This window comes from Myxococcus sp. XM-1-1-1 (assembly GCF_020037095.1).
In the GTDB taxonomy this organism is placed as follows: domain Bacteria; phylum Myxococcota; class Myxococcia; order Myxococcales; family Myxococcaceae; genus Myxococcus; species Myxococcus fulvus.
This window is the reverse complement of the sequence record NZ_JAIQDH010000003.1, coordinates 538110-559269: the sequence shown is the minus strand read 5'-3', so window position 1 is coordinate 559269 and position 21160 is coordinate 538110. Positions and strand designations below refer to the sequence as shown.

Annotated in this window: 19 protein-coding genes; 10 read left to right on the top strand and 9 right to left on the bottom strand. The window is 70.6% G+C overall.

Features of this window, described 5'->3' with window-relative positions; all coding sequences use genetic code 11:
- Positions 1–225 precede the first annotated feature (225 nt).
- Positions 226–1062, bottom strand: a complete 837-nt coding sequence (locus tag K8640_RS10050; protein WP_223746835.1) for a class II glutamine amidotransferase — start codon at positions 1060–1062, stop codon at positions 226–228.
- A 200-nt stretch (positions 1063–1262) separates the two neighbouring features.
- Here K8640_RS10050 and dnaK point away from each other — a divergent pair, with 200 nt between their 5' ends.
- The 3 genes from dnaK (at position 1263) to K8640_RS10035 (ending at position 5945) form a co-directional block, all read left to right on the top strand.
- Positions 1263–2870, top strand: coding sequence for a molecular chaperone DnaK (dnaK, locus tag K8640_RS10045; RefSeq protein ID WP_046712988.1), 1608 nt, complete (start codon positions 1263–1265; stop codon positions 2868–2870).
- 1524 nt (positions 2871–4394) lie between these two features.
- Complete coding sequence (locus K8640_RS10040; protein WP_223746834.1) at positions 4395–5156, top strand: J domain-containing protein; 762 nt, start codon at positions 4395–4397, stop codon at positions 5154–5156.
- Between the two features lie 21 nt (positions 5157–5177).
- Entirely contained in the window at positions 5178–5945 is a 768-nt protein-coding gene (locus K8640_RS10035; RefSeq protein WP_223746833.1) for a CvpA family protein, read from the top strand.
- Here the strand turns inward: K8640_RS10035 and clpX are convergent.
- Positions 5935–7011, bottom strand: coding sequence for an ATP-dependent Clp protease ATP-binding subunit ClpX (gene clpX, locus K8640_RS10030; RefSeq protein WP_046712986.1), 1077 nt, complete (start codon positions 7009–7011; stop codon positions 5935–5937). The two genes, K8640_RS10035 and clpX, sit on opposite strands and share 11 nt — an antisense overlap.
- A gap of 227 nt (positions 7012–7238) precedes the next feature.
- Here clpX and speA point away from each other — a divergent pair, with 227 nt between their 5' ends.
- Positions 7239–9245, top strand: a complete 2007-nt coding sequence (gene speA / locus K8640_RS10025; RefSeq protein WP_046712985.1) for a biosynthetic arginine decarboxylase — start codon at positions 7239–7241, stop codon at positions 9243–9245.
- 78 nt (positions 9246–9323) lie between these two features.
- On the opposite strand, the gene K8640_RS10020 is transcribed toward speA, so the two are convergent.
- From K8640_RS10020 to K8640_RS10005, 4 genes are all read right to left on the bottom strand, one after another.
- Complete coding sequence (locus tag K8640_RS10020; RefSeq protein WP_223746832.1) at positions 9324–9851, bottom strand: hypothetical protein; 528 nt, start codon at positions 9849–9851, stop codon at positions 9324–9326.
- 105 nt (positions 9852–9956) lie between these two features.
- Positions 9957–10391: an OsmC family protein gene (locus tag K8640_RS10015; protein ID WP_223746831.1), complete on the bottom strand. Its 435-nt coding sequence runs from the start codon at positions 10389–10391 to the stop codon at positions 9957–9959.
- Between the two features lie 91 nt (positions 10392–10482).
- Entirely contained in the window at positions 10483–10752 is a 270-nt protein-coding gene (locus tag K8640_RS10010) for a hypothetical protein (RefSeq protein WP_223746830.1), read from the bottom strand.
- Positions 10753–10764: 12 nt separating this feature from the next.
- Positions 10765–11235: an Rrf2 family transcriptional regulator gene (locus K8640_RS10005; protein ID WP_223746829.1), complete on the bottom strand. Its 471-nt coding sequence runs from the start codon at positions 11233–11235 to the stop codon at positions 10765–10767.
- Positions 11236–11317: 82 nt separating this feature from the next.
- Here K8640_RS10005 and K8640_RS10000 point away from each other — a divergent pair, with 82 nt between their 5' ends.
- From K8640_RS10000 to K8640_RS09990, 3 genes are all read left to right on the top strand, one after another.
- Positions 11318–12136, top strand: a complete 819-nt coding sequence (locus K8640_RS10000; protein ID WP_046712980.1) for a PHP domain-containing protein — start codon at positions 11318–11320, stop codon at positions 12134–12136.
- 133 nt (positions 12137–12269) lie between these two features.
- Positions 12270–13943, top strand: coding sequence for an arylsulfatase (locus K8640_RS09995; RefSeq protein ID WP_141326247.1), 1674 nt, complete (start codon positions 12270–12272; stop codon positions 13941–13943).
- Between the two features lie 122 nt (positions 13944–14065).
- The gene (locus K8640_RS09990) at positions 14066–14290 is read left to right on the top strand and encodes an amphi-Trp domain-containing protein (RefSeq protein WP_046712978.1); all 225 of its coding nucleotides are present in this window, start codon (positions 14066–14068) and stop codon (positions 14288–14290) included.
- 3 nt (positions 14291–14293) lie between these two features.
- Here the strand turns inward: K8640_RS09990 and K8640_RS09985 are convergent, their stop codons facing one another.
- Positions 14294–15859 (bottom strand): methyl-accepting chemotaxis protein, encoded by a 1566-nt coding sequence (locus tag K8640_RS09985; protein ID WP_223746828.1) that lies wholly within the window; start codon positions 15857–15859, stop codon positions 14294–14296.
- A 248-nt stretch (positions 15860–16107) separates the two neighbouring features.
- Between K8640_RS09985 and K8640_RS09980 the strand changes: the two genes are divergently transcribed.
- Both K8640_RS09980 and K8640_RS09975 read left to right on the top strand, forming a co-directional pair.
- Positions 16108–16479, top strand: a complete 372-nt coding sequence (locus K8640_RS09980; protein ID WP_046712976.1) for an NADH-quinone oxidoreductase subunit A — start codon at positions 16108–16110, stop codon at positions 16477–16479.
- 6 nt (positions 16480–16485) lie between these two features.
- Entirely contained in the window at positions 16486–17049 is a 564-nt protein-coding gene (locus tag K8640_RS09975; protein WP_046712975.1) for an NADH-quinone oxidoreductase subunit B, read from the top strand.
- Between the two features lie 83 nt (positions 17050–17132).
- Here K8640_RS09975 and K8640_RS09970 read toward each other — a convergent pair whose 3' ends face one another.
- Together K8640_RS09970 and K8640_RS09965 are read right to left on the bottom strand one after the other, a co-directional pair.
- Positions 17133–17609 (bottom strand): PaaI family thioesterase, encoded by a 477-nt coding sequence (locus tag K8640_RS09970; RefSeq protein WP_141326249.1) that lies wholly within the window; start codon positions 17607–17609, stop codon positions 17133–17135.
- Complete coding sequence (locus tag K8640_RS09965; protein ID WP_223746827.1) at positions 17491–19629, bottom strand: sulfatase-like hydrolase/transferase; 2139 nt, start codon at positions 19627–19629, stop codon at positions 17491–17493. Before K8640_RS09965 ends, K8640_RS09970 begins: the two co-directional genes overlap by 119 nt.
- Positions 19630–19753: 124 nt before the next feature.
- Here K8640_RS09965 and K8640_RS09960 point away from each other — a divergent pair, with 124 nt between their 5' ends.
- Entirely contained in the window at positions 19754–20986 is a 1233-nt protein-coding gene (locus K8640_RS09960; RefSeq protein ID WP_370640332.1) for an adenylate/guanylate cyclase domain-containing protein, read from the top strand.
- Positions 20987–21160: the final 174 nt, after the last annotated feature.

Here is a 21160-nt window from a genome sequence, read left to right as displayed (position 1 = left end):
CAACGAATCCCGAAGCCTTGTAAAGCGGTTCACAATCCACCCATGGATTGGGCTTCCGTTCTCTGGAAGAGGTGTCTAGAATCCAGGGTTTTTGCTTTTTCGCTTCCGGGCTTCACCGGCTTCGGCCAGGAAGCGCTGGGATTTCCCCGCTCGGCCCCATCGCGACGGGGCGCGGAGGACCCACGCGCCCCGAGCGGGACTGCGAGCGAGAGGGCGACTCCGGGCTCAGTGGCCCTGGAGCAGGTGGACCTGCAGGTCCAGGCCCACGGCGAGCGTGGTGCCGCGAGGCAGCTCCACCCAGCTGCCGGGGCGCTGGAGGTGGCTCGCCACGACGACGGTGCGACGACGGCGGTGCGCGCCGACAGCGGGCTGGCTCTCCGGGGTGCTCGCCGTCACGCCGCAGGGCTCGCACTCCGCTCCGCCCTCCAGCCGCGAGTAGTAGAGCGGCTCCTCGCCGCAGCGGCTCGCCACGAGCAGGAGCCCGTTGGTGGCCACCAGGTTGAGCGTGGAGGCGCGGGGGATGCCCAGCTCCATGGAGCGCTTGACGACCTCGCGCGCGGTGTCCGCCAGGAGGCGTCCGGCGACCTGGGGCTCCAGGCGCGGATCATCCGTGCGGCCGACGTCGCGCAGCTGACGCAGGAAGAGCGCGAAGAGGACCTCGCTGTCGGTGCCGCCGCGCACCTGACGCTGGAGGTGCTCGGGGAGCGAGGCCATCAACGGCCCCCGGAGCTGCTCGAACCCGCTGATGGCGCCCTGATGGGCGAACAGCCACCGGCGCGAGCGGAAGGGTTGGGTGTTCTCCTCGAGCGACGCGCCCAGGGGCAGCCGGCCCGCGTGGAACAGGAGCGCTTCGGACTCGGTGGGTGGGGCGAGCGACTCCAGCGAGGGAACCTCCTCCACGTCGGCGAGCCGCCGCAGCAGGACCTCGTCCTGGGCATACGCGCCCACCCCCATCGCGTTCGCTCGAGGCTCCGTCTGGACGAGCACCTGCCCGGCGAGCCGGGAGAGCTCGCACCTCAGCAGGTTCGGGTCGGACGTGAGGGCGGCGAGGACGACGGACATGAGGGAGAACTCCTTTGCTTCATAGATAATGACGTCCCCTCCCCCCCTCAAGCCAGCGAGCCCGTCCCCTTAACAGCTCGCTAAGTGCCTGAAATGGCTGGGGTTTACATTGAACGAACATTGACACGTCGTTGGGAGGCTCCTAACCTCCGGGCGCTTCACCGACGGCCTCGGGCTTCGAGACCTTCACCGGAGATGGAATGTCGGACGACATCGCAATCGGCATCGACCTCGGCACGTCGTACTCGTGCGTGTCGGTGGTCCAGGACGGGCAGCCCATCGTCATCCCCAACGAGTGGGGTGAGACGACGCATGCCTCCTGCGTGTCCTTCCTCGAGGACGGCTCGGTGCTGGTGGGCAACGCCGCCAAGAAGAACATCATCACCAGCCCCGAGACGACGGTGTACTCGGCGAAGCGGCTCATCGGCCGGTACTACTTCTCCGATGAGGTGAAGAAGGCCCAGGCGGTGATGCCGTACCGGATCGTCGAGGGCGAGAACAACTCGGTGCGCATCGGGGTGCGCGAGCGCGCGTACTCGCTGCCGGAGATCTCCGCGCTGGTGCTCAAGGAGATGAAGGCCGTCGCGGAGACGTACCTGGGCCGCGAGGTGACGAAGGCCGTCGTCACGGTCCCCGCGTACTTCAACGACAACCAGCGCCAGGCGACCAAGGACGCGGGGCGCATCGCGGGGCTGGAGGTGCTGCGCATCCTCAACGAGCCCACCGCGGCGGCGCTCGCGTACGGCTTCGGCCGGGACGTCAACCAGCGCGTCGTCGTCTACGACCTGGGCGGCGGCACGTTCGACGTGTCCATCCTGGAGATCGGCAAGGACGTCTTCGAGGTGCTGGCGACGGCGGGTGACACGTACCTGGGCGGCGACGACTTCGACGACCGCATCATGACGTACCTGGCGGACGACTTCCTGAACAAGACGCGGCTGGACCTGAGGCAGAACAAGTTCTGCCTGCAGATGCTCAAGGAGGCCGCGGAGAAGGCGAAGATCGACGTGGGGCAGACGGGCTCGGCGGACATCCTCTGCCAGGGCATCTGCCAGGACGCGCAGGGCAACGTGATGGACCTGCGCAACACGCTCAACCAGGACCAGTTCAACAAGATGGTGATGGACCTGGTGCAGCGCACGTTCAAGGTCTGCGACGAGGCGCTGCAGAGCGCGCGGCTGACCGCGGCGGACATCGACGCGGTCATCCTGGTGGGCGGGCCCACGCGGCTGCCCATCATCCGCAACTCGGTGAAGCACTACTTCCAGAAGGCGCCGCTGGAGGGAATCAACCCGGACCAGGTCGTGGCGATGGGGGCCGCGCTCCAGTCGCACGCGCTGCTCGACAGCAAGACGGAGACGTTCCTGGTGGACGTCACGCCGCTGACGCTGCGCATCGGCACGGTGGGTGGGTACACCGAGAAGATCATCGACAAGAACACGCCGGTCCCCATCGACCGCTCGAAGGCGTTCACCACCAGCCGTGACGGGCAGGAGAAGGTGAAGATCCGCGTGTACCAGGGCGAGTCCAACCGGGCCGACGAGTGCGAGATGCTCGGCGAGTTCGAGTTCGCGGGCTTCCGCATCGGGTATCGCGGTGAGGTGAAGATCGAGGTCACCTTCGAGATCAACACCGACGGCCTGGTGAACGTGTCCGCGTGCGACACGGAGACGGGTCAGAAGACGTCGACGACGATCACGCTGTCCTCGGGCATGTCCGAGGCGGACATCCAGAAGTCCATCCAGGCGAACCGGAGCACGCGGCTGGCTGGGCACAACAACTCCGACCTGCCCGCCGTGGCCCAGTAGACGAGCGCGATGTCCGAGCCTACCGATCCCAGCTCCGGCAAGCCGCCGGGAAGCCCGCCCGGGACACCGGCGGCTCCCTCGCGACCGGCCATTCCACGGATGACGGCGGCGTCGCCGGTACCGCCCACGCCCGCCCCCGTGGCGAAGCCTCCGGCGGCGACTGGCGCGCCGGTGCCCCCGGGTGCGAAGCCTCCGGGCGTCGCGGCGCCGGCCGTGCCCCAGGCCCAGCGGCCCACCGTGTCCATCCCCGCCGTCACCGCGCCGGTGCCCCAGCGGATGAGCGCCACGGGGATTCCCGCGGTGGGCGCGCCCGCGTCCACGACGCCCGCGGGTGCCCGGCCCACCGTGGCCGCGATCCCCGCCATCGGTGCGCAGCCCGCGCGCCCGGCCACGCCCCCTGCCCCCGGCGTCCCTCCACCGGCGCCCCGCGTCCCGGGTGTCGCGCCCATGACACCGGCGCCCGTGGCGCCACCTCGCGCGCCGGGAGCCGGCCCTGCCTCGGGTGCCGTGCCGACGGTGGCGCCCGCTGGCGTGCCCGGCCTTGGCACGTCTGCCGTGCCGACGGTGGCGCCCGCTGGCGTGCCCCGTGCTCCGACAGGCACTCCGCAGCCCCCCGCGCCCGTGGCTCCTCCTCGCGCGCCCGGCGTCGGGACGGGTGCCGTGCCGACGGTGGCGCCCGCGGGAGTGCCCCGTGCCGCGGTCGGCACACCGCCGACGCCCGCGCCCATCGTTCCTCCTCGCGCGCCTGGCATCACGGCCGGTGCCGTGCCGACGGTGGCGCCCGCGGGAGTGCCTCGTGCTCCGGTCGGCACTCCACCGACGCCCGCGCCCGTCGCGGCATTGATCCCTCCTCCTCCGCCCGTCCAGGCTGTTGCCTCGTCTCCCGGAGCCATCGTTCCGCCGCCTCCGCCCGTCGCAGCCGGAATGCCTCCGCCGCCGCCGGGCTCAGGCCCCGCGCCGAGGGCCACTCCGGTCGGACTGACGCCGCCTCCTCCTCCAGGCTCGGGCCCCGCGCCGAGGGGAACCCCTGTCGGGCTGACGCCTCCCGATTCTGGCTCCGCGCCGCGAGGGACTCCCGTCGGACTGACGCCTCCGATGCCCCCCGGCTCGGGCCCCGCTCCGAGGGGAACTCCGGTCGGACTGACGCCGCCGACGCCAGCGCCAGCTCCCGTCGCGGGCGCACCTCGCGCGGCGCCCGCGAACCGTCCTCCCTCGGGAGCCGTTCCCGCCATCTCCCCGGTCGTTCCGCCCATCGCGCCGGCGGTGCCCTCCATCGCCCCGGCCACGGGCGCCCCAGCGGTGCCCTCCATCGCCCCGGCCACGGGCGTCCCAGCGGTGCCCTCCATCGCTCCGGCCACGGGCGCCCCAGCGGTGCCCTTTATCGCTCCGGCCACGGGCGCCCCGGCCGCGCCGCGCGGTCCGGCCCTGACGCCGCGCCCGCCTCCGACGCTCGCCGTCGGGCAGGTCGCCCCACCGCCGCCTCCACCCTCGGTCCCCGCGCATCGCCCCGGCGCCCGGCCCACCATGTCGCTGCCGGCCATCGCGCCGTCGGACCTCTCGCCGCGGCCTCCCGTCCCGGGCATCCCGCCGGTCACCGCGCCCCGCGTGCCCGCCGTCAGCCCTCTGGTCCCGTCCGTGGCGCCGATGACGCCGCCGCCCCCGCCACCGGGCGCGCTGTCACCGCCTCCTCCGCCGAGCGCCGCCAAGGGCCCGGGGCTCGACGAGCACCAGCTCGCGGACCTCGCGTCGCGCTGCGCGAAGCTGGAGCAGCTCGACTACTTCGAGGTGCTCCTGCTGGAGCGCACGGCCACGCCCGCGGACATCAAGAAGGCGTTCTACCGGGAGAGCCGCACCTACCACCCGGACCGCTTCTTCCACATCACGGACAAGCAGCTCAAGGAGCAGGTCCACGAGCTCTACAAGCGCGTCACCGAGGCCTACTACGTCCTGCGCGACGACACGAAGCGCAAGAAGTACGTCACCGACGTGACGGGCCCCGAGCGCGCCCAGAAGCTGCGCTTCACCGAGGCCTCCGAGGCGGAGACCAAGGCCGCCGCCAAGAAGGAGCAGGAAGAACAGATCGGCACCCACCCCAAGGGCCGCCAGTTCTACCAGCAGGCGCAGAAGGACATCGACGCGGGCAACTGGTCCGCCGCCGAGCGCAACCTCAAGATGGCCCTCACCTACGAGCCCTCCAACGCGCGCTACAAGGAGAACCTCGCGGAGGCCCAGAAGCGCCTCCAGGAAGAAGCCAAGGGCAAGGGCGACTCGTTCAAGATCCGCTGACGCCCCGCGCCCCGACTCGCCATGGTCATCGACCTCGTCATCCTGGGCCTGGTGCTGTTCTTCGGCATGATCGGCGCCTTCACCGGCGCCTCCCGCCAGGTCGCCAACTGGGTGGGGCTGGCGCTGGGCTACTTCGCGTCGCGCAAGCTGGGGCCCCTGCTCGCCCCCCGGTTCGCCGAGGCCGTGGACGGCCCGCTCGTCGTGGGCCTCGTGCTGGGCACCGCGCTCCTGTTCGTCTGCGTCTGGCTCACGGTGCGCTACGCCCTGGGCGCGCTGCTCGCGCGCTTCCTCGCCACCGGAAAGGACAACGAGGACCGGAGCATCGACCGCCTCCTGGGCTTCATCCTGGGCGCGGCCAAGACGGCCGCCTTCGCGTGGTTCGTCCTCAGCGCCATGTCCTTCTTCGAGCAGCACGTGGTCATCGCCGGCAAGCGCGTGGGCGTGTCCCCCAAGGACTCGCTCGCCGTGTCCGCCGCGCGCCGCTACAACCTCTTCGAGATGAGCCAGTTCGCCCCCATGGAGGACATGGTGGCGGTGGCCCGCGCCAGCACCGACCCCGAGCGCGCCCAGAAGCTCAAGAACGACCCGGCCTACAAGGCCCTGCGCAAGGACCCGCGCTTCCAGCGCCTGCTCCAGGATGACCAGGTGAAGCAGGCGCTCGCCCGGGGTGACACCGCCGCGCTGCTGCGCAACGACCTGGTCCTCCAGCTCATCCAGGACCCGGACATCGCCGCGAGGCTGGGCGCCGCCGCCCAGGCCTCGGAGCGTGACGCGGACGTCACACGTTGAGCTCCACGGCGTCCAGCGTCGCCAGCCTCGGGCGCACGTAGTCCGCGTCCACCTTCACCTGCCGACGCCGACGCTCGGGGGCCTCGAACATGATGTCCGCCATCACGTGCTCCAGGATGGAGCGCAACCCGCGCGCCCCCAGCCCGCGCGCCACCGAGTAGTGCACCACCTCGCGCAGCGCCCCGTCGTCGAAGTCCAGCTCCAGCTCGTCCATGGCGAGCAGCTCGCGGAACTCGCGGATGATGGAGTCCGGCGGCTCGGTGAGCACGCGGATGAGGTCCGCCTCGCCCAACAAATCCAGCTGCACCACCACCGGCAGGCGCCCGAGGAACTCCGCCAGCATGCCGAACTCCACCAGCTGCTTGGTGCCGATGCGCTTCTTCGCGCGCCGGAAGCTCTCGTCCGCGCCGAAGCCCAGGGGCCGTCCCCCGCCGGGCTCGTCCCCGTAGTCATGCAAGTCACTGAACGTGCCCGCGCAGATGAAGAGGATGTCCCGGGTGTCCACCTGGACGAAGTCACTCTTGTTCCACGCCTGCGTGACATTCAGGGGGACATAGACCTCGCGCCCCTCCAGGAGCTTGAGCAGGCCCTGCTGGACGCCCTCGCCGCCGATGTCGCGGCTGCCCGCGCCGTTGCGAGCCCCCTGCGAGCGCCGGGCGATCTTGTCCACCTCGTCCACGAAGATGATGCCCCGCTGCGTGTCCTCGACGGAGTGGTTCGCCTTGAGCAGCAGGTCGGAGATCATCACCTCCACGTCCTTCCCGTAGTAGCCGGCCTCCGTGTACTCGGTGGCGTCCACCGTGGTGAAGGGGACGTGGAGGATTTCCGCCAGGTTGCGGGCGATGTGGGTCTTCCCGCTCCCCGTGGGGCCGATGAGCAGGATGTTGGATTTCTTGATGAGGGACTGACGGCGCAGGCGTCGGGCCTGCACCCGCTTGAGGTGGTTGTGGGCGGCGATGGCCACCGCGCGCTTGGCGGCGTCCTGGCCGATGACGTACCGGTCCAGTCGCTCGTAGATCTCCCGAGGGGTCAGCGGCGCTTCTTCCCTACGTGCGGACGACTCCATGTACCCTTCCCTTCTATCCACGCGTCCTCCCGACACTCCGGACAAAGGGTAGGAATCGGATGGAAGGTCCGCCCGCCAGGACAGGGGCCCCAGCGGGACGTCTGCCTGGCCGCTCGCTCCACTTTCAGGCGGCTGTTGAATGCCGGGGGGCTTTCCTATAGTTCCCGCGCCCCTCCACTGTTGACTGGAGTCCACCCTCTCTCTTCCCAGGGAGCCTCGAACCGCCGATGCCCGCAAACGCCCCTCCGCACCGCTGGACCCTCGCTGACGCGCACGAGCTCTATGGAATCCGGAACTGGGGCTCGCCCTACTTCGGCATCAACGACAAGGGTCACGTCTGCGTCCACCCGGACGGGCCCCAGGCCCCCAGCATGGACCTGAAGGACCTGGTGGACGAAGTGCGCCGCCGCGGCATCGGTCTGCCGCTGCTGCTGCGCTTCACGGACGTGCTGCGCCACCGCGTCGTCCACCTCAACGAGGCCTTCCGCAAGGCCATGGCCGACCAGGGCTTCAAGGGCGGCTACCGGGGTGTCTACCCCATCAAGGTGAACCAGCACCGCTACGTGGTGGAGACCATCATCGAGGCGGGCAAGGGCTACAACTACGGCCTGGAGGCCGGCAGCAAGCCCGAGCTGATGGCGGTGATGGCGCTGTTGGAGAACGAGGACGCGCTCGTCATCTGCAACGGCTACAAGGACGAGGAGTACATCGAGACGGCGCTGTTCTATTCGCGCCTGGGCCGCAACGTCATCCTCGTGGTGGAGAAGCCCAGCGAGCTGCCCCTCATCGCCGAGGTGGCGCGTCGCACGGGCATCACCCCGCGGCTGGGCATGCGCGTGAAGCTGTCCACGCGCGGCGCCGGCAAGTGGGAGGCCAGCGGCGGAGACCGCTCCAAGTTCGGCCTGTCCTCCTCCGAGCTGATGAGCTGCATCGCCTTCATGAAGGACACGGGCCTGTTGCCCGCGTTCGAGCTGTTGCACTTCCACCTGGGGAGCCAGATCTCCAACATCCGCAACGTGAAGAACGCGCTGCGCGAGGTGGGCTGCTTCTACGTGGAGGTGGCGCGGCAGGGCGCGCCGCTGAAGTACCTGGACGTGGGCGGCGGCCTGGGCGTGGACTACGACGGCTCCCAGACGAACTTCGCCTCCTCCATGAACTACACGACGGAGGAGTACGCCAACGACGTGGTGTTCGGCGTGATGGAGGCGTGTGACCGGGCCGGCGTGCCGCACCCGACGCTCGTCTCCGAGTCGGGCCGCGCCGTCGTCGCGCACCACGCGGTGCTGGTGGTGGACGTGCTGGGCACCAGCGAGTTCGACCCGGCGCAGCTGCCGGACAAGGTAGACGACAAGGCGCCCTCCGTCGTGCGCAACCTCCTGTCCACCTTCCGCGAGGTGACGAACAAGAACCTGCTGGAGGCGTGGCACGACGCGCAGGACGCCAAGGAGGAGAGCCTCACCCTCTTCTCGCTGGGGCACCTGTCGCTCGAGCAGCGCGTGGCGGCCGAGAACATCTACTGGGCCACCTGCCACAAGATCATGCGCATCGCGAAGGAGGCGGGCGAGATCCCGGAGGAGCTCGAGTCGCTGGAGAAGGCGCTGAGCGACACGTACTTCTGCAACTTCTCCGTGTTCCAGTCGCTGCCGGACTCGTGGGCCATCGACCAGCTGTTCCCGATGATGCCCATCCACCGTCTGGCGGAGAAGCCGACGCGCCGCGCGACGCTGGCGGACATCACCTGCGACTCCGATGGGAAGATCGAGCACTTCATCGACAAGCGCGAGGTGAAGGACGCGCTGGAGCTGCACGCGCTCAACGACGACGACTACTACCTGGGCATCTTCCTGGTGGGCGCGTACCAGGAGATCCTCGGCGACTTGCACAACCTCTTCGGTGACACGCACACCGTGCAGGTGTCGCTGGCGCCCAACGGGGGCTACCTCATCGACCACGTCGTCGCGGGCGACACGGTGACGGAGGTGCTCAACTACGTCAGCTACAACAAGGACGACCTGGTTGCCCGGCTGCGCAAGTTCACGGAGATGGCCCTGCGCCAGGGCCGCATCTCCCTGGACGAGTCGCGCACCCTGCTGCGCATGTACGAGGACGGCCTGTCCGGTTACACGTACCTGGAGCGCGGCGTGGACGCGAGCTTCGCGGGCAGCGCCAGCCAGCTGCGCCTGGTGCCGCAGCCGGACGCCACCCGGCCTCCGGTGTCGCCCTCGGGCACCTGACGCCCCTGCCGTGACAGGTGACTGAAGCCCCCACGCCCTCCGCCGCGAAAGCGCCGGGGGGCGTGGTGTCCGCGGCCCTCAGTAGCTGGCGATGGGCGTCTCGCCCGAGCCGAACGCCATGGGCTCGTCGGCGAAGGCCACGTCCGAGGCGCGGGCCCTCAGGCGCTGGAGCGCGGCCTTCTGCAGCTCGCCCCGGGCGATGAGCGACTCGAAGTCGAACGGCGCGAGCCGCGTGTCCTTCCGCTGGAGTCGCGCCAGCGTGGTCCACAGGGACAGCCGCCCCTCGGTGGCGGTGCACAGCCCCTCCAGCTCCACCAGCCGACTCAACGGCGAGTAGCGCACCCAGGAGCCGTTGAGCTTCAGCCGGGCGGCCTTCTCCACCACCCACGCGACGCGGGACTTGAGTGGATCTCTTCGCAGCTCCAGCGCGCCCATCACCGCCTCGAGCATGCGCTGGTCCTCGCGCAGCTCCGGGACGAGGGTGGCCAGGAAGTGGCCCACGAGGTTGCTGTGGTTCTCCGACTCGGTGCGCCGGGCCAGCTCGATGCCGGCCACGGAGCCCGCGTGGTGGTCGTTGAGGTAGATGCCCAGGCGCTTCGCGTCCATGCCCCTCTCCGGGTTGGGAGTGCCGTCGTGAAGACTCTTCACGACGAAGCCCCCTGGCAGCGAAGGCCAGGAGGCTCCCGTGTACACCGAGCGGGCGGGCGCTCTTCAGTCCGGGTAGCTGAACGTCATCGGCAGCTTCAGCTCGGGGTGGAGGCTGCGCGCCACCGGACACTCGCGGCCCACCTGCTCCAGCCGGGCGCGGTGCTCGGCGGACAGGCCCGCGGGCATCTGCAGGTCCACGACGAGCTCACCGATGCGACGCGGCGGCGGCGTCATGCGCTTCTCCACGCGGCCGCGAATCTCGCCCAGGGAGATGCCCTCTCGCGAGGCGAACAGGTGCATCGTCGTCACCGCGCAGGCCAGCAGCGCGGCGCCCACCAGGTCCGTGGGGGAGAAGCTGCCGCCGGTGCCGCCGTTGTCCCGGGGGGCCTCCGTCTGCAGCTCCGTGGTGGACGGGCCGTGGGTGAGCTTCGTCTTGAACTGGGGGTGGCTGACCAGGGTCATCACCACGCCGGTGGCGGGGGGCTGTTGCTGGCTCATGTCGGTCTCTCCTCGGGCCGGGTGACTTCGGGGGCGCTCCACTCACGGGGCGCTCCAGCAGCTTCATCATCCACGGCGCGAGGAGGCGCGCCTACTTGTTCCGCTTGCCGCGGCGCGCGGACTTCCGCTCGGGGGCGGGCGCGCTCAGCAGCCGCTCCCGCACGGCCTCCGGGGACAGGTCCCCGGTGTCCGCCACCACACAGGAGACGTACGCCAGCTCCGCGAGGGCCCGGCGGGCGCGCTCGCGCTCGGCGGAGTCCTTGGAGCCCAGCGCGTCCGAGGCCGCGGCCACGTAGCTGCTGGCGAGCGACTCGAAGAGGTACACCCGGTTCTCGATGCTCGACTCGGATTTCTTGGCCATGGGCCGGGCAGTCTAGGCCCGCGCGGCCAGGGACAGCGAGTCGGCGGGCGGCGAGCCCTTCAGCTCTGTCATCGCCAGACGGTCCAGCGTGGTGGAGCGGTACACCTCCAACATCCGCTGCTGGCCCAGCTTCCACACGCCGTACATGGTGCAGCTCCCGGTGGCCCGGCAGCCGTCATGCTGTGTGTCCTGGCAGACGTTGACGTTGACGGGGCCTTCCACCGCCTCGATGACGTCCAGGAAGGTCACCTCCCGTGCGGGGCGCGCCAGGGCGTAGCCACCGTGGGCGCCGCGGGTGGAGCGCACGAGCTTGCGCGAGAGGAGGACCTTGAGGATCTTGGCGAGGAAGTCCTCGGGCACGTCCATGCGCCGGGCAATCTCCCGGAAGGGGACCATGCGCTCCAGCGGCTGAGAGGCCAGGAAGGTCATGGCCCTCAGTCCGTATTCAATCTTCCGGGAGATCTGGAGTGGGTGCTGCGGCATCGCCCTTGACGTGGCTCGTGGTTTGAAGAAGAGCCTAGGTCGCGACAGTGCGGCTTTCAACCGCTCGCCTCTGGAGACCGATGTGATCGACCTGCACTCCCACACCACCGCCAGCGACGGGCAGTACACGCCCACGCAGTTGCTCGAGCGCGCCCGGGCCGCGGGCGTGACGGTGTTGTCGGTGACGGACCACGACACGGTCGCGGGGCTCGCCGAGGCGAAGGCCGCCGCGCTCGCGAACGGCGTGGAGCTGGTGCCCGGCATCGAGATCTCCGCCTTCGTGCTGGGCCGCGAGGTGCACATCCTCGGGCACTTCGTGAGGCCGGAGGACGAGGACCTCGCGCGCTTCGCGCAGCGGCTGCGTGGTGAGCGCGAGCAGCGGATGGAGGCGATGGTCGCGAGGATGCAGCAGCTGGGCTTCCCCGTCCGCATGGAGCACGTGCGCGCCATCGCCGGTGACGCGCAGCTGGGGCGGCCGCACCTGGCGCGCGTGTTGGTGGACCAGGGTTGGGCGGTGGACATGAAGGCCGCGTTCGACCGGTTCCTGGGGACGCGGGGCATGGCGTGGGTGGAGCGCTTCAAGCTGGACGGCGCGGACGCCATCCGCCTCATCCGCAAGGCGGGCGGGACGGCGACGCTGGCGCATCCGGGCTCGTCGAAGGTGGAGCGCATGGAGCTGCGCGAGCTGGTGAAGGCGGGCCTCGCGGGGCTGGAGGTGCTGCACGCGGACCACAACCCCGCGCTGAAGCAGAAGTACCTGGCGCTGGCGAAGGAGCACGACCTGGTGCCGACGTCGGGCAGCGACTTCCACGGCGAGGCGGTGTCGGCCGACCACAAGCTGGGCAGCGCCGCCATGCCGCCGGAGCTGTTCGCGAAGCTGCGCTCGCGCGCCACGGCCTGAGCCCTCGGGCTGAAGCGCCGCTCGCTCGCGCGCCTGGGCCAGCCCCGCGGACGACGTCGGCCTCCACCCTCCTCCTCACCTTTGCCACGGGCCGGACGGAGTCCACCGACGGCGGGCGATGGGGAGCAGGCACATGGCATCCAGCGGGAAATCCAAGAGCAACGGCAATGGCAACGGCAACGGGCACGGCAAGCAGCCGGCGCGCAAGCCCAACATCCTGGTCATCTGGGGCGATGACATCGGCCTGTGGAACATCAGCGCCTACAACCAGGGGATGATGGGCTACCGCACGCCCAACATCGACCGCATCGCCCGTGAGGGCGCGCTGATGACGGACTGCTACGGGCAGCAGAGCTGCACCGCGGGCCGGGCCGCCTTCATCACCGGCATGAACCCGCTGCGCACGGGCCTGACCACCATCGGCATGCCGGGCGCGGACTACGGCCTCCAGGACTCCGACCCGACCATCGCGGAGATGCTCAAGCCGCAAGGCTACGTGTGTGGCCAGTTCGGCAAGAACCACCTGGGGGACTCGAACCGCTACCTGCCCACGGTGCACGGCTTCGACGAGTTCCACGGCAACCTCTACCACCTCAACGCGGAGAACGAGCCCGAGTGCCCCGACTACCCGAAGGATCCGGCGTTCAAGGAGCGCTTCGGTCCGCGTGGCGTGCTGCACTGCTGGGCCACGGACCGCGATGACCCGACGGAGGACCCTCGCTGGGGCCGCGTGGGCCGCCAGAAGATCGAGGACACGGGCCCGCTCACCAAGAAGCGCATGGAGACAGTGGACGAGGAGTTCATGAAGTCGTCCCTGGCCTTCATGGAGCGCGCGGTGAAGGACGACAAGCCGTTCTTCATCTGGCACAACACCACGCGCACCCACGTGTGGACGTTCCTCCAGGAGAAGTACCGCAACAAGACGGGCAAGGGCCTGTACGCGGACGCGATGACGGAGCTGGACGACCACGTGGGCATGCTGCTCGCGAAGCTGGAGGAGCTGGGCATCGCGGACAACACCATCGTCGTGTTCTCCACCGACAACGGCGTGGAGAAGATGAGCTGGCCCGACGGCGGCAACGCGCCCTTCCGAGGCGAGAAGGGCTCCACGTGGGAGGGCGGCGTGCGCGTGCCCTGCGTGGTGCGCTGGCCGGGCGTCATCGAGCCGGGCACCGTCATCAACGACATCTTCGCCCACGAGGACTGGATGCCCACCTTCGTCGCGGCGGCGGGCGGCCCCGAGGACCTGGTGGAGAAGTGCAAGGCGGGTCACACGGTGGGCAAGAAGAAGTTCCGCGTCCACCTGGACGGGTATGACCAGCGCGGCCTGCTCGCGGGCAAGGAGCCGGGGCGGCGGCACGAGTTCATCTACGTGCTCGACAGCGGCAACCTCGCGGCGGTGCGCTACGACGACTGGAAGGTCATCTTCAGCTACCAGGACGGCCGGGGCCCGGACATGTGGTTCAGCGGCAAGCGCTTCAATCCGGCGTGGCCGTACCTCATCAACCTGCGCTCGGACCCGTTCGAGGAGGGGCTCTTCTCCGGCCTGTACACGAGCTGGTACGGCGAGCGCATGTTCCTCTTCGTCCCGGCACAGGTGCTGGTGAAGCGGTTCGCGGAGAGCCTCATCGACTACATCCCGAGCCAGGCCCCGGGCAGCCTCAGCGTCGGCAACTTGAAGGACCGGGTGAAGGAGAAGATCAAGGAGGCCCAGCGCGACGACCGCACCGAGGTCGGCGACCAGGTGATGTCGCTCGCCAACGAGGTCGAGCAGGCCCTGCACCGCTTCCAGCAGAGCCACGCCTGAGCGGACGCTCGCCATGAGGGCCCGTGAAGCCGCCGTGCTTCACGGGCCTTCCCGCGTCGCGAGCCTGCGTGCTGACAGGCCCGGAGTTCGACGGTGCGGGACCTCGCTGGCAGGATGCGGCGATGGCCAAACGACCCGAGCGAGACATCGAGAAGACGTACCCGCGCGCGCAATTCGTCGCGAAGCTGCGCCGGCTGGCGGATGCGCTGGAGAAGGGCAAGGCGTTCAGCATCCAGGTGGCCGGTGAGCGGCTGCACGTGCCCGCCGACGCGTACTTCAGCGTCGAGCACGAGCGCGAGGGCGCCGTGGACGAGCTGGAGCTCCAGGTCCGCTGGAAGCGCGAGTAGCCCTCAGCCGCGCGTCGTCTTGAAGCGGGTGGTGACGGTGGTGAGCCCCTCCGCCACCGCCTGCAGGTCCTGGGCGATGCGGGTGGTGCGCCCGGTCGCGTCCACGCCCTGCTTCACCAGCTCCGCCACGTTGCGCGCGCCCTGCACGGCCTGCTCGCTGGACTGACGCTGCTGCCGCGTCGCGATGGTGATCTGGCGCGCGGCCTCGCTGGTGCCACGCGCCAGCTCGACGATGCGCTGGAACACCGAGGACGCCTGCTCCGCCACCTCGACGCCGCGATCACTCGTCGCCATGCCCACGCGGGCCTTCGACGCGGCCTCCTCGCCGGAGTCCTGCACCTTCTCGACGATGCGGCCGATGTCGCGCGCGGACGCGGACACGTTCTCCGCCAGCTTGCGCATCTCCGCGGCCACCAGCGAGAAGCCCCGCCCCACCTCGCCCGCCTTGGTGCCCTCCAGCGCCGCGTTGAGCGCGAGCAGGTCCGAGCGCTCCGCCACCTGGTTGATGACGTGGGCGATCTTCGACACCTGCTGCAGGTCCTGGTTGAGGCCGACGATGGCGTCCGCCACGCCCTTGGACTCGGTGCGGATGTCGTTGATGCCCGCCACCACCTGCGCGACCACGGCCATCGCCTCGGCCACCGCCTCGTGCGTGCGCCGGGCGCTCGACTCCACCACCTCCGTGGAGGAGGAGATCTGCTCGGCCGTGCGGCTCAGCTCCTCGAACGTCGCGGCGATCTGCTGCGCGTAGGCCGCCTGCTGGCTGATGACGTGCTCCTGGTCCGCGGATGCGCCCAACAGTCCCCGCGACGCACCGGAGAGCTGCTCGGTGCGCGACACCAGCTCCAGCACCGTGATTCGCAGCGTGCCTAGCATCTTGTTGAAGGACTCCGCCATCAGCCGGACCTCGCCCGTCGCGGGCACGTCCAGCTCCATGCGCGACACATCGCCCCGTGCCACGTCCCGCACCACCTCCGTCACCTGCGACACGGGGTCGACGATGGTCCTGCCGATGAGCACGGCCAACAGGAGCCCCAGGCCCAGCGCGCCCACCAGCCCCACCACCACGGAGCCCTTGAGCTCCGTGACGGACGCCGCCGCCTCGTCCAGCCCCAGGCCCACGACATAGGTCCGCTCGCCGCTCGCGCACCGCAGCGACACCTCGCGCAGGCCGATGAGCGACGTGACGCAGCCCTCGAGCACCCGGAGCGTCGGCCCCCGCGCGTGCTCCGGCAGCCGCACCAGCGACGCGTACACGGGGCGACCGTCCGGACCGAGCAGTCCCTGGTAGCTCACCGTGAAGCCCGCGTCGCCGTCCGCGTCACGCGCCTCCACCCGCGCGAGCACCGTCTCCAGCCGCGCCTGCGCCTCCCGCGAGCCGTCCCACTGGAGCACCGCCGGATGCTGCGCCACCAGGGAGCCCAGCACCCGGGCGCGCTTCTGGAGCAACTCCAGCGACACCTCGCGCTGTCGGGCGGAGAAGTTCCAGATGCACAGGCCCATCACCGTGAGGCAAGGCACCAGCACCGCGATGGCCACCTGCATCCGCAAGCCGAGCCGGCCCCACATGCCCTCTTCCTCTCCCCAAGTGCAGCGCTGATCGCCCGCCTGCGCGGGCCGCACGACGGTAGGCGTCCGTCCCCGGGAGCGTCAAACGCGCCTCCCGCCAGGGCCACCCGAGGGGACATCCGCCAGCCCCCTGCCCGCCCCGGCGGGGACAAGCCGCGCTTTTCGTCGTCATCTCAAGGGGTTGCGGCGCCCAGCAGGGGACTTTCCCTTTGACATGCGTGAGCGGGTGTCATTAGGTTCCGCGCGCGATGACTCCCTCTCCCCTCTCGCCCTATCTGCCCCTGGCGGTGGTGCTGCTGCTGGCCGGCATCATGGGCGTCGCGATTCCTTTCATCACCTCGCTGCTGGGCCCCAAGCGCCCGAGCGCCATCAAGTCGACCGCCTTCGAGGCCGGCTCCGAGTCGAGCGGCCCGGCACGTCAGCGGTTCGCGGTGAAGTTCTACGTCGTCGCGCTGTTGTTCATCGTGTTCGACGTCGAAGCGGTGTTCATGTACCCCTGGGCGGTGAACTTCCAGGCGCTCGGTTGGTTCGGGTACATGGAGATGCTCGTCTTCGCGGTGACCCTCGTGGTGGGGCTCATCTACGTGTGGAAGAAGGGCGCCCTGGATTGGGAGAGCTGAACCATCATGGCTGATGCAGACATCGCTCCAGTGCTGACGACCCGCCGCGACGAGGCCATGGGCTTCTTCCAGCGGATGGTCTCCAAGGGCCTGGGTTGGGCCCGCAAGTACTCGCTGTTCACCTACCCGTACGCCACCGCCTGCTGCGGCATGGAGTACATGTCCGTGGCGGCCAGCCGTCACGACATCGCGCGGTTCGGCGCGGAGTTCCCGCGCTTCTCGCCCCGGCAGGCGGACCTCCTGATGGTGGTGGGCACCATCAACCTGAAGCAGGCGCCCATCCTCAAGCGCGTCTACGAGCAGATGACCGAGCCCAAGTGGGTCGTGTCGTTCGGCGTGTGCGCGTCCTCGGGCGGCTTCTACGACAACTACGCGGTGCTCCAGGGCATCGACCGCATCCTCCCGGTGGACGTCTACATCCCCGGCTGCCCGCCCCGCCCGGAGCAGGTGCTGGACGGTCTCATGCTGCTCCAGGACAAGATCGCCAACCAGGTCCACCGCATCGCCGACCGCGAGCAGCCCAACCCCACCGCGGCCCGGCACGACCTGCTCATCTCCATGGGCAAGTAGTCCACCCGAAGCCCACGAAGTCCCCCTGGGGCCCCGCGTGCCACCCTCTCGAAGGGCGGCGTCGGGGCCCCTGGTTTTTGCGCTCACCAGCGGTGGTACGCGGGGTGGCCCTCCTTCACCGCGACGAAGGTGCCCCGGCACAGCGCCGTCACCTTGCCCCCCGCGGTGAGGGTGCCTTCGATGACCGCGCGGTCGCCCTTGATCTCGACGGGCTTCGCCTCCAGCCGCACCGGCCCCGACATGGGCGTGGGGCGCTTGAGGGTGATGGTGTAGTCGGCGGTGACGGTGCACGGCGGAGACGCCGCGCCCTGCGCCTTCATCAGGTGGTACGCCGCCGTCCAGTTGCAGTGACAGTCCAGCAGCGCGCCGATGATTCCGCCGTTGAGCACGCCGGGGAAGGCCTGGTGATGCTCGGAGGGCGTCCACTCGGCGACGACGAGCTCACCCTCCGCGCGGCTGCGGATGCGCAGGCCCTGGGTGTTGGCCGGGCCGCAGCCGAAGCAGCTGTTGTGAGGGGCGTACTGTTCCTGAAGGGACGGGGTGTCTGGGGTCGTCGACATGGCCCGCCACCTTACGCGAGTCCCCCGCCCCCGTCCGTCCCTGCACCGCGTCCAGCCATGCCTCCAACGCCAGCGCGTCCAGGCTCTCACAGTCCCCCGTGCACACGCGCAGCACGGAGCCATCCGCCCGAGGACGGTCCACCCACCAGCGCTGCCCGTCGTACGCGCCCCGGTCCTTCTCCAGCACCACCGCCGTGTGCGCCGTGTCGCTCAGCTCCACCACGCCATCCGGACGGATGCGGTACGCGTCGAACGCGCGCGGCGCCCCGGGCCAGTGCCCCTCGTCGAAGACCTCCGGCGATACGTGCGTGAAGCCCGTCTCCGCGTACAGCGCGAGCGGCGCCGCCGTCTCGCCACGGAGCAACGGCCCGAGCGACACGCCATCCGCGCCGCGCAGCGCGGGCAGGCCCGACAGCTCCAGCAGCGTCGGCCCCACGTCGACCAGACGCACCAGCGAATCGAGCGTGGCCGGCGTCGCGCCTCGACCTCCCGCGGGCTTCACCGCGAGCAGGATGCGGTTCTCCAGCTCCGACAGCCGGGCCCCGTGCACGGGCGTGGCGCCGGCGAGGTCCGGCCGGTCCTCGTGGAAGCTCTCGCCATGGTCCGACACCAGGACGATGAGCGCGTCGTCGTAGCGGCCCGAGCGGCGCAGCGCCTCCAGCATCAGCCCCACCTGCGCGTCCGCCTGGGCGATCAGCTCGTCGTAGAGCGCCTCCGCGCCCTCCCGGCTCCAGCCGCCCTTGGCCCCGGGCGACACCGGCGCGAAGTGCATGCGCAGCCGCCGCTCCAGCGGCTCGGACGCGGACACGAAGCGCCGATAGAACGGGTGCACCGGGTCCCCGGGGAAGTGCGCCGCGGTGGCGTGGAAGGCGAACAGCGTGGGCCCCTGCCCCGCCTCCTCGAGCAGCCGCGACGTCAGCCGCTCCGCGTAGCCCATGGGGTCGTGGATGCCCGCCAGCGCGCGGTTGTCGATGAACTCCGGCACCCACGCGGCGCCCAGCGCGTGGTCCGCGAACACGCCCAGCGCCCGGTAGCGCAGCTTCTCAAGGAGGAAGTTCACCGCCCCGCGTGGCGGCTGCAACCGGGTGGCGAAACCGGACGACGGCCCCTCGGCGTGGAAGCGCGAGCAGTCGGTGGCGAACACCGTGCGCCAGCCCGCGCGCGCGAAGGTCTCCGCGAAGGTGGGCTGCAGTTGCATCCGGGATTCCGCCGTCAGCGCGTAGCGGACCCCCGTCTCGTGCGGCCAGCGCGCGGTGAGCAGCGAGCGCCACGCGGGCTCCGTCTGCGCCACCGGCGTGTACGCCTTCGTGAACAACGTGGACTCCGCCACGAAGCGGTCCACATGCGGCGCCACCGCCCGCGTCCCGCCGAGGCTCGCGAGCCGGTCCGGCCGGAACGCGTCGATGCCGATGAGCACCACCAACGGATGCCTGCCACCGCCCACCCAGCCGCTCGCGCGCGTCGCGACGAACAGCGCCAGCCCACCCGCCAGCACCGCGCCGCCCAGCCGCGCCCTCCGCCTCCACGTGTCCTGCCGGTGGAGCCACACCCCGACGTGCAGCAGCGCGAGCAGCCCCGCCGCGAGCCTCGGGTGCCAGGGCTCGCCGTGGTCCACCAGCCACGCCAGCACCGGCCTCACCGCCGGCAGGTCATCGAACAACGCGGGCCGGGCGATGGCGCGGTCCCACACCAGCAGCAGCGCGAGCCCGAGCCACCCCGCCAGCGTGGCCAGGACGCCACCCCGGCCCCAGACGCGCGCGAGCCCCCAGGACACGGCAGCGAGGCCCATGCCCGCCACGACGTAGACGGCCGCCACTCGCGCCAAGAGCCCCGGGAGCACGGGTCGCACCGCCGCCGACAGCGCCGCATAGGGACCGTCCACCGGGATGTCCACGCCCACGAGGCCGGAGCGCAGAAGCCACCAGGTCTCCCCGGCGAACAGCGCGAGTCCCAGCCCCAGGCCCAGGGCGAGGCGCCAGACGAGCGGGCGGAGGGGGTGCGAGGAAGAGGACTCGACCATGCAGGGCGTGTATACCGCAATGAGAGAGGCCCGCGAGCCATGGCCCTTTCCGGCCCGGTAGGCGCAGCGCTCGCGGATGGGGGGAGCCCTGCGGCCCAACGCGCCAGAAGGCATCGAGGACTCGGTGAACCGCGCCCTCGACGGCGAGCGCCACCGCAACGCGCGCCAGCTCGCGTGGATCCGCTTCGTCGCCATCACGGTGATGTTCGGCATCTCCGCCACCCTGGGCCTCTTCGTGGGCAAGGCCGACTGGGCCGAGTACCTGGCCCCCCTGAGCGTGTACTGGCTGTGCACCGCGGGCGTGCTCGTCGCGGTGGCCCGCTCGCCCCGGGCCGTGCGCTGGGCGGGCCTGTCCGTGGCCTTCATCGACGTGCCCGCGGTGTACTGGCTCCAGAGCCACGCCATCCCCGTGTCCCCCTCCCCCGGGGGCGTCGCCGGCTTCACGCTCGGCATCTACGCGGTGCTGGTGCTGCTGGCCGCCCTGTCCCTGCGCAATACGGTGACGCTCGTCGTCACCGCCTTCGCCGCCGTCGCCGAGGCGGCCCTCCAGCACCAGGCCGGCATCGGCGTGGGCGCGCAGCTGGCCGCCGTCGTCATGCTCTCCGTGGCCGCCGCCGGCGCCCGCCACCTGCTCAACCGCATCCGCGCCCTGTCCGCCGCAGTCTCCGAGGAGGAGCTCAAGCGCGCCCGCCTGGGCCGCTACTTCGCCCCCGCCGTCGCCGAGCGCCTCCAGCGCCTCGCCTCCCCCGAGCCCGAGCTGCGCGAGGTCACCGTCCTCTTCGCCGACATCCGCGACTTCACCGCCATGAGCGAGCACCTGCCCCCGGGCGAAGTGGTGAAGCTCCTCAACGCCTACTACGGCCGCATGGTGGAGGTGGTGTTCCGCCACGGCGGAACGCTGGACAAGTTCATCGGGGACGCACTCATGGTGTACTTCGGCGCGCCCCTGGCCGACGCGGAGCACGCCTCCCGGGCGGTGCGGTGCGCGCTGGACATGGTGAGCGAGCTGGAGGGGTTCAACGCGGAGCGGGCCCTCCAGGGCGTCCCGGCCCTGCGCATGGGGGTGGGCATCCACACGGGCCCCGTGGTGCTGGGGAACATCGGCTCCACGGCCCGGCGCCTGGACTACACCGCCATCGGCGACACGGTGAACCTGGCCAGCCGCATCGAGGGGCTCACCAAGAAGGCCGGGGTGCCCGTCCTCGTGTCCCAGGCGACCCGGGAGCAGGCGGGAGCCCGGTTCGGCTGGGAGCCGGTGGGACAGGCCCTGGTGGCCGGCAAGAGCCAGCCGGTGGCCACCTTCGTCCCCCTGGCGGCGGGCCCCTCGCTGGCCCGGGGACCGGGCTCGGCGGCCTGATTTCCGCCCCGGCGGACGATCCGTGAGCCTCCCCGGACGCCGCGTGCGCAACGCTGGCTTCTGGGCTTCCTAAGTGGCCTACATGGTTGAGGGTTTACGTTGACGCCCCCCTTCTGGGCTCCTTATAAAGCCGCGGATTCTTCTCCCTCAGTCATTGGGTCCCCCTTGAGCACT

Bases quoted from the DNA above. Each gene is read 5' to 3' on its own strand.
- K8640_RS10015 (WP_223746831.1), bottom strand. From the start codon at position 10,391: ATGAGCCAGCAACAGCCCCCCGCCACCGGCGTGGTGATGACCCTGGTC.
- K8640_RS09965 (WP_223746827.1), bottom strand. From the start codon at position 19,629: ATGGTCGAGTCCTCTTCCTCGCACCCCCTCCGCCCGCTCGTCTGGCGC.
- K8640_RS09975 (WP_046712975.1), top strand. From the start codon at position 16,486: ATGGCTGATGCAGACATCGCTCCAGTGCTGACGACCCGCCGCGACGAG.
- K8640_RS10050 (WP_223746835.1), bottom strand. From the start codon at position 1,062: ATGTCCGTCGTCCTCGCCGCCCTCACGTCCGACCCGAACCTGCTGAGG.
- K8640_RS09970 (WP_141326249.1), bottom strand. From the start codon at position 17,609: ATGTCGACGACCCCAGACACCCCGTCCCTTCAGGAACAGTACGCCCCT.
- K8640_RS09995 (WP_141326247.1), top strand. From the start codon at position 12,270: ATGGCATCCAGCGGGAAATCCAAGAGCAACGGCAATGGCAACGGCAAC.
- K8640_RS09985 (WP_223746828.1), bottom strand. From the start codon at position 15,859: ATGTGGGGCCGGCTCGGCTTGCGGATGCAGGTGGCCATCGCGGTGCTG.
- speA (WP_046712985.1), top strand. From the start codon at position 7,239: ATGCCCGCAAACGCCCCTCCGCACCGCTGGACCCTCGCTGACGCGCAC.
- K8640_RS10005 (WP_223746829.1), bottom strand. From the start codon at position 11,235: ATGCCGCAGCACCCACTCCAGATCTCCCGGAAGATTGAATACGGACTG.
- K8640_RS10035 (WP_223746833.1), top strand. From the start codon at position 5,178: ATGGTCATCGACCTCGTCATCCTGGGCCTGGTGCTGTTCTTCGGCATG.
- K8640_RS09980 (WP_046712976.1), top strand. From the start codon at position 16,108: ATGACTCCCTCTCCCCTCTCGCCCTATCTGCCCCTGGCGGTGGTGCTG.
- K8640_RS10020 (WP_223746832.1), bottom strand. From the start codon at position 9,851: ATGGACGCGAAGCGCCTGGGCATCTACCTCAACGACCACCACGCGGGC.
- K8640_RS10040 (WP_223746834.1), top strand. From the start codon at position 4,395: ATGTCGCTGCCGGCCATCGCGCCGTCGGACCTCTCGCCGCGGCCTCCC.
- K8640_RS10010 (WP_223746830.1), bottom strand. From the start codon at position 10,752: ATGGCCAAGAAATCCGAGTCGAGCATCGAGAACCGGGTGTACCTCTTC.
- K8640_RS09990 (WP_046712978.1), top strand. From the start codon at position 14,066: ATGGCCAAACGACCCGAGCGAGACATCGAGAAGACGTACCCGCGCGCG.
- dnaK (WP_046712988.1), top strand. From the start codon at position 1,263: ATGTCGGACGACATCGCAATCGGCATCGACCTCGGCACGTCGTACTCG.
- clpX (WP_046712986.1), bottom strand. From the start codon at position 7,011: ATGGAGTCGTCCGCACGTAGGGAAGAAGCGCCGCTGACCCCTCGGGAG.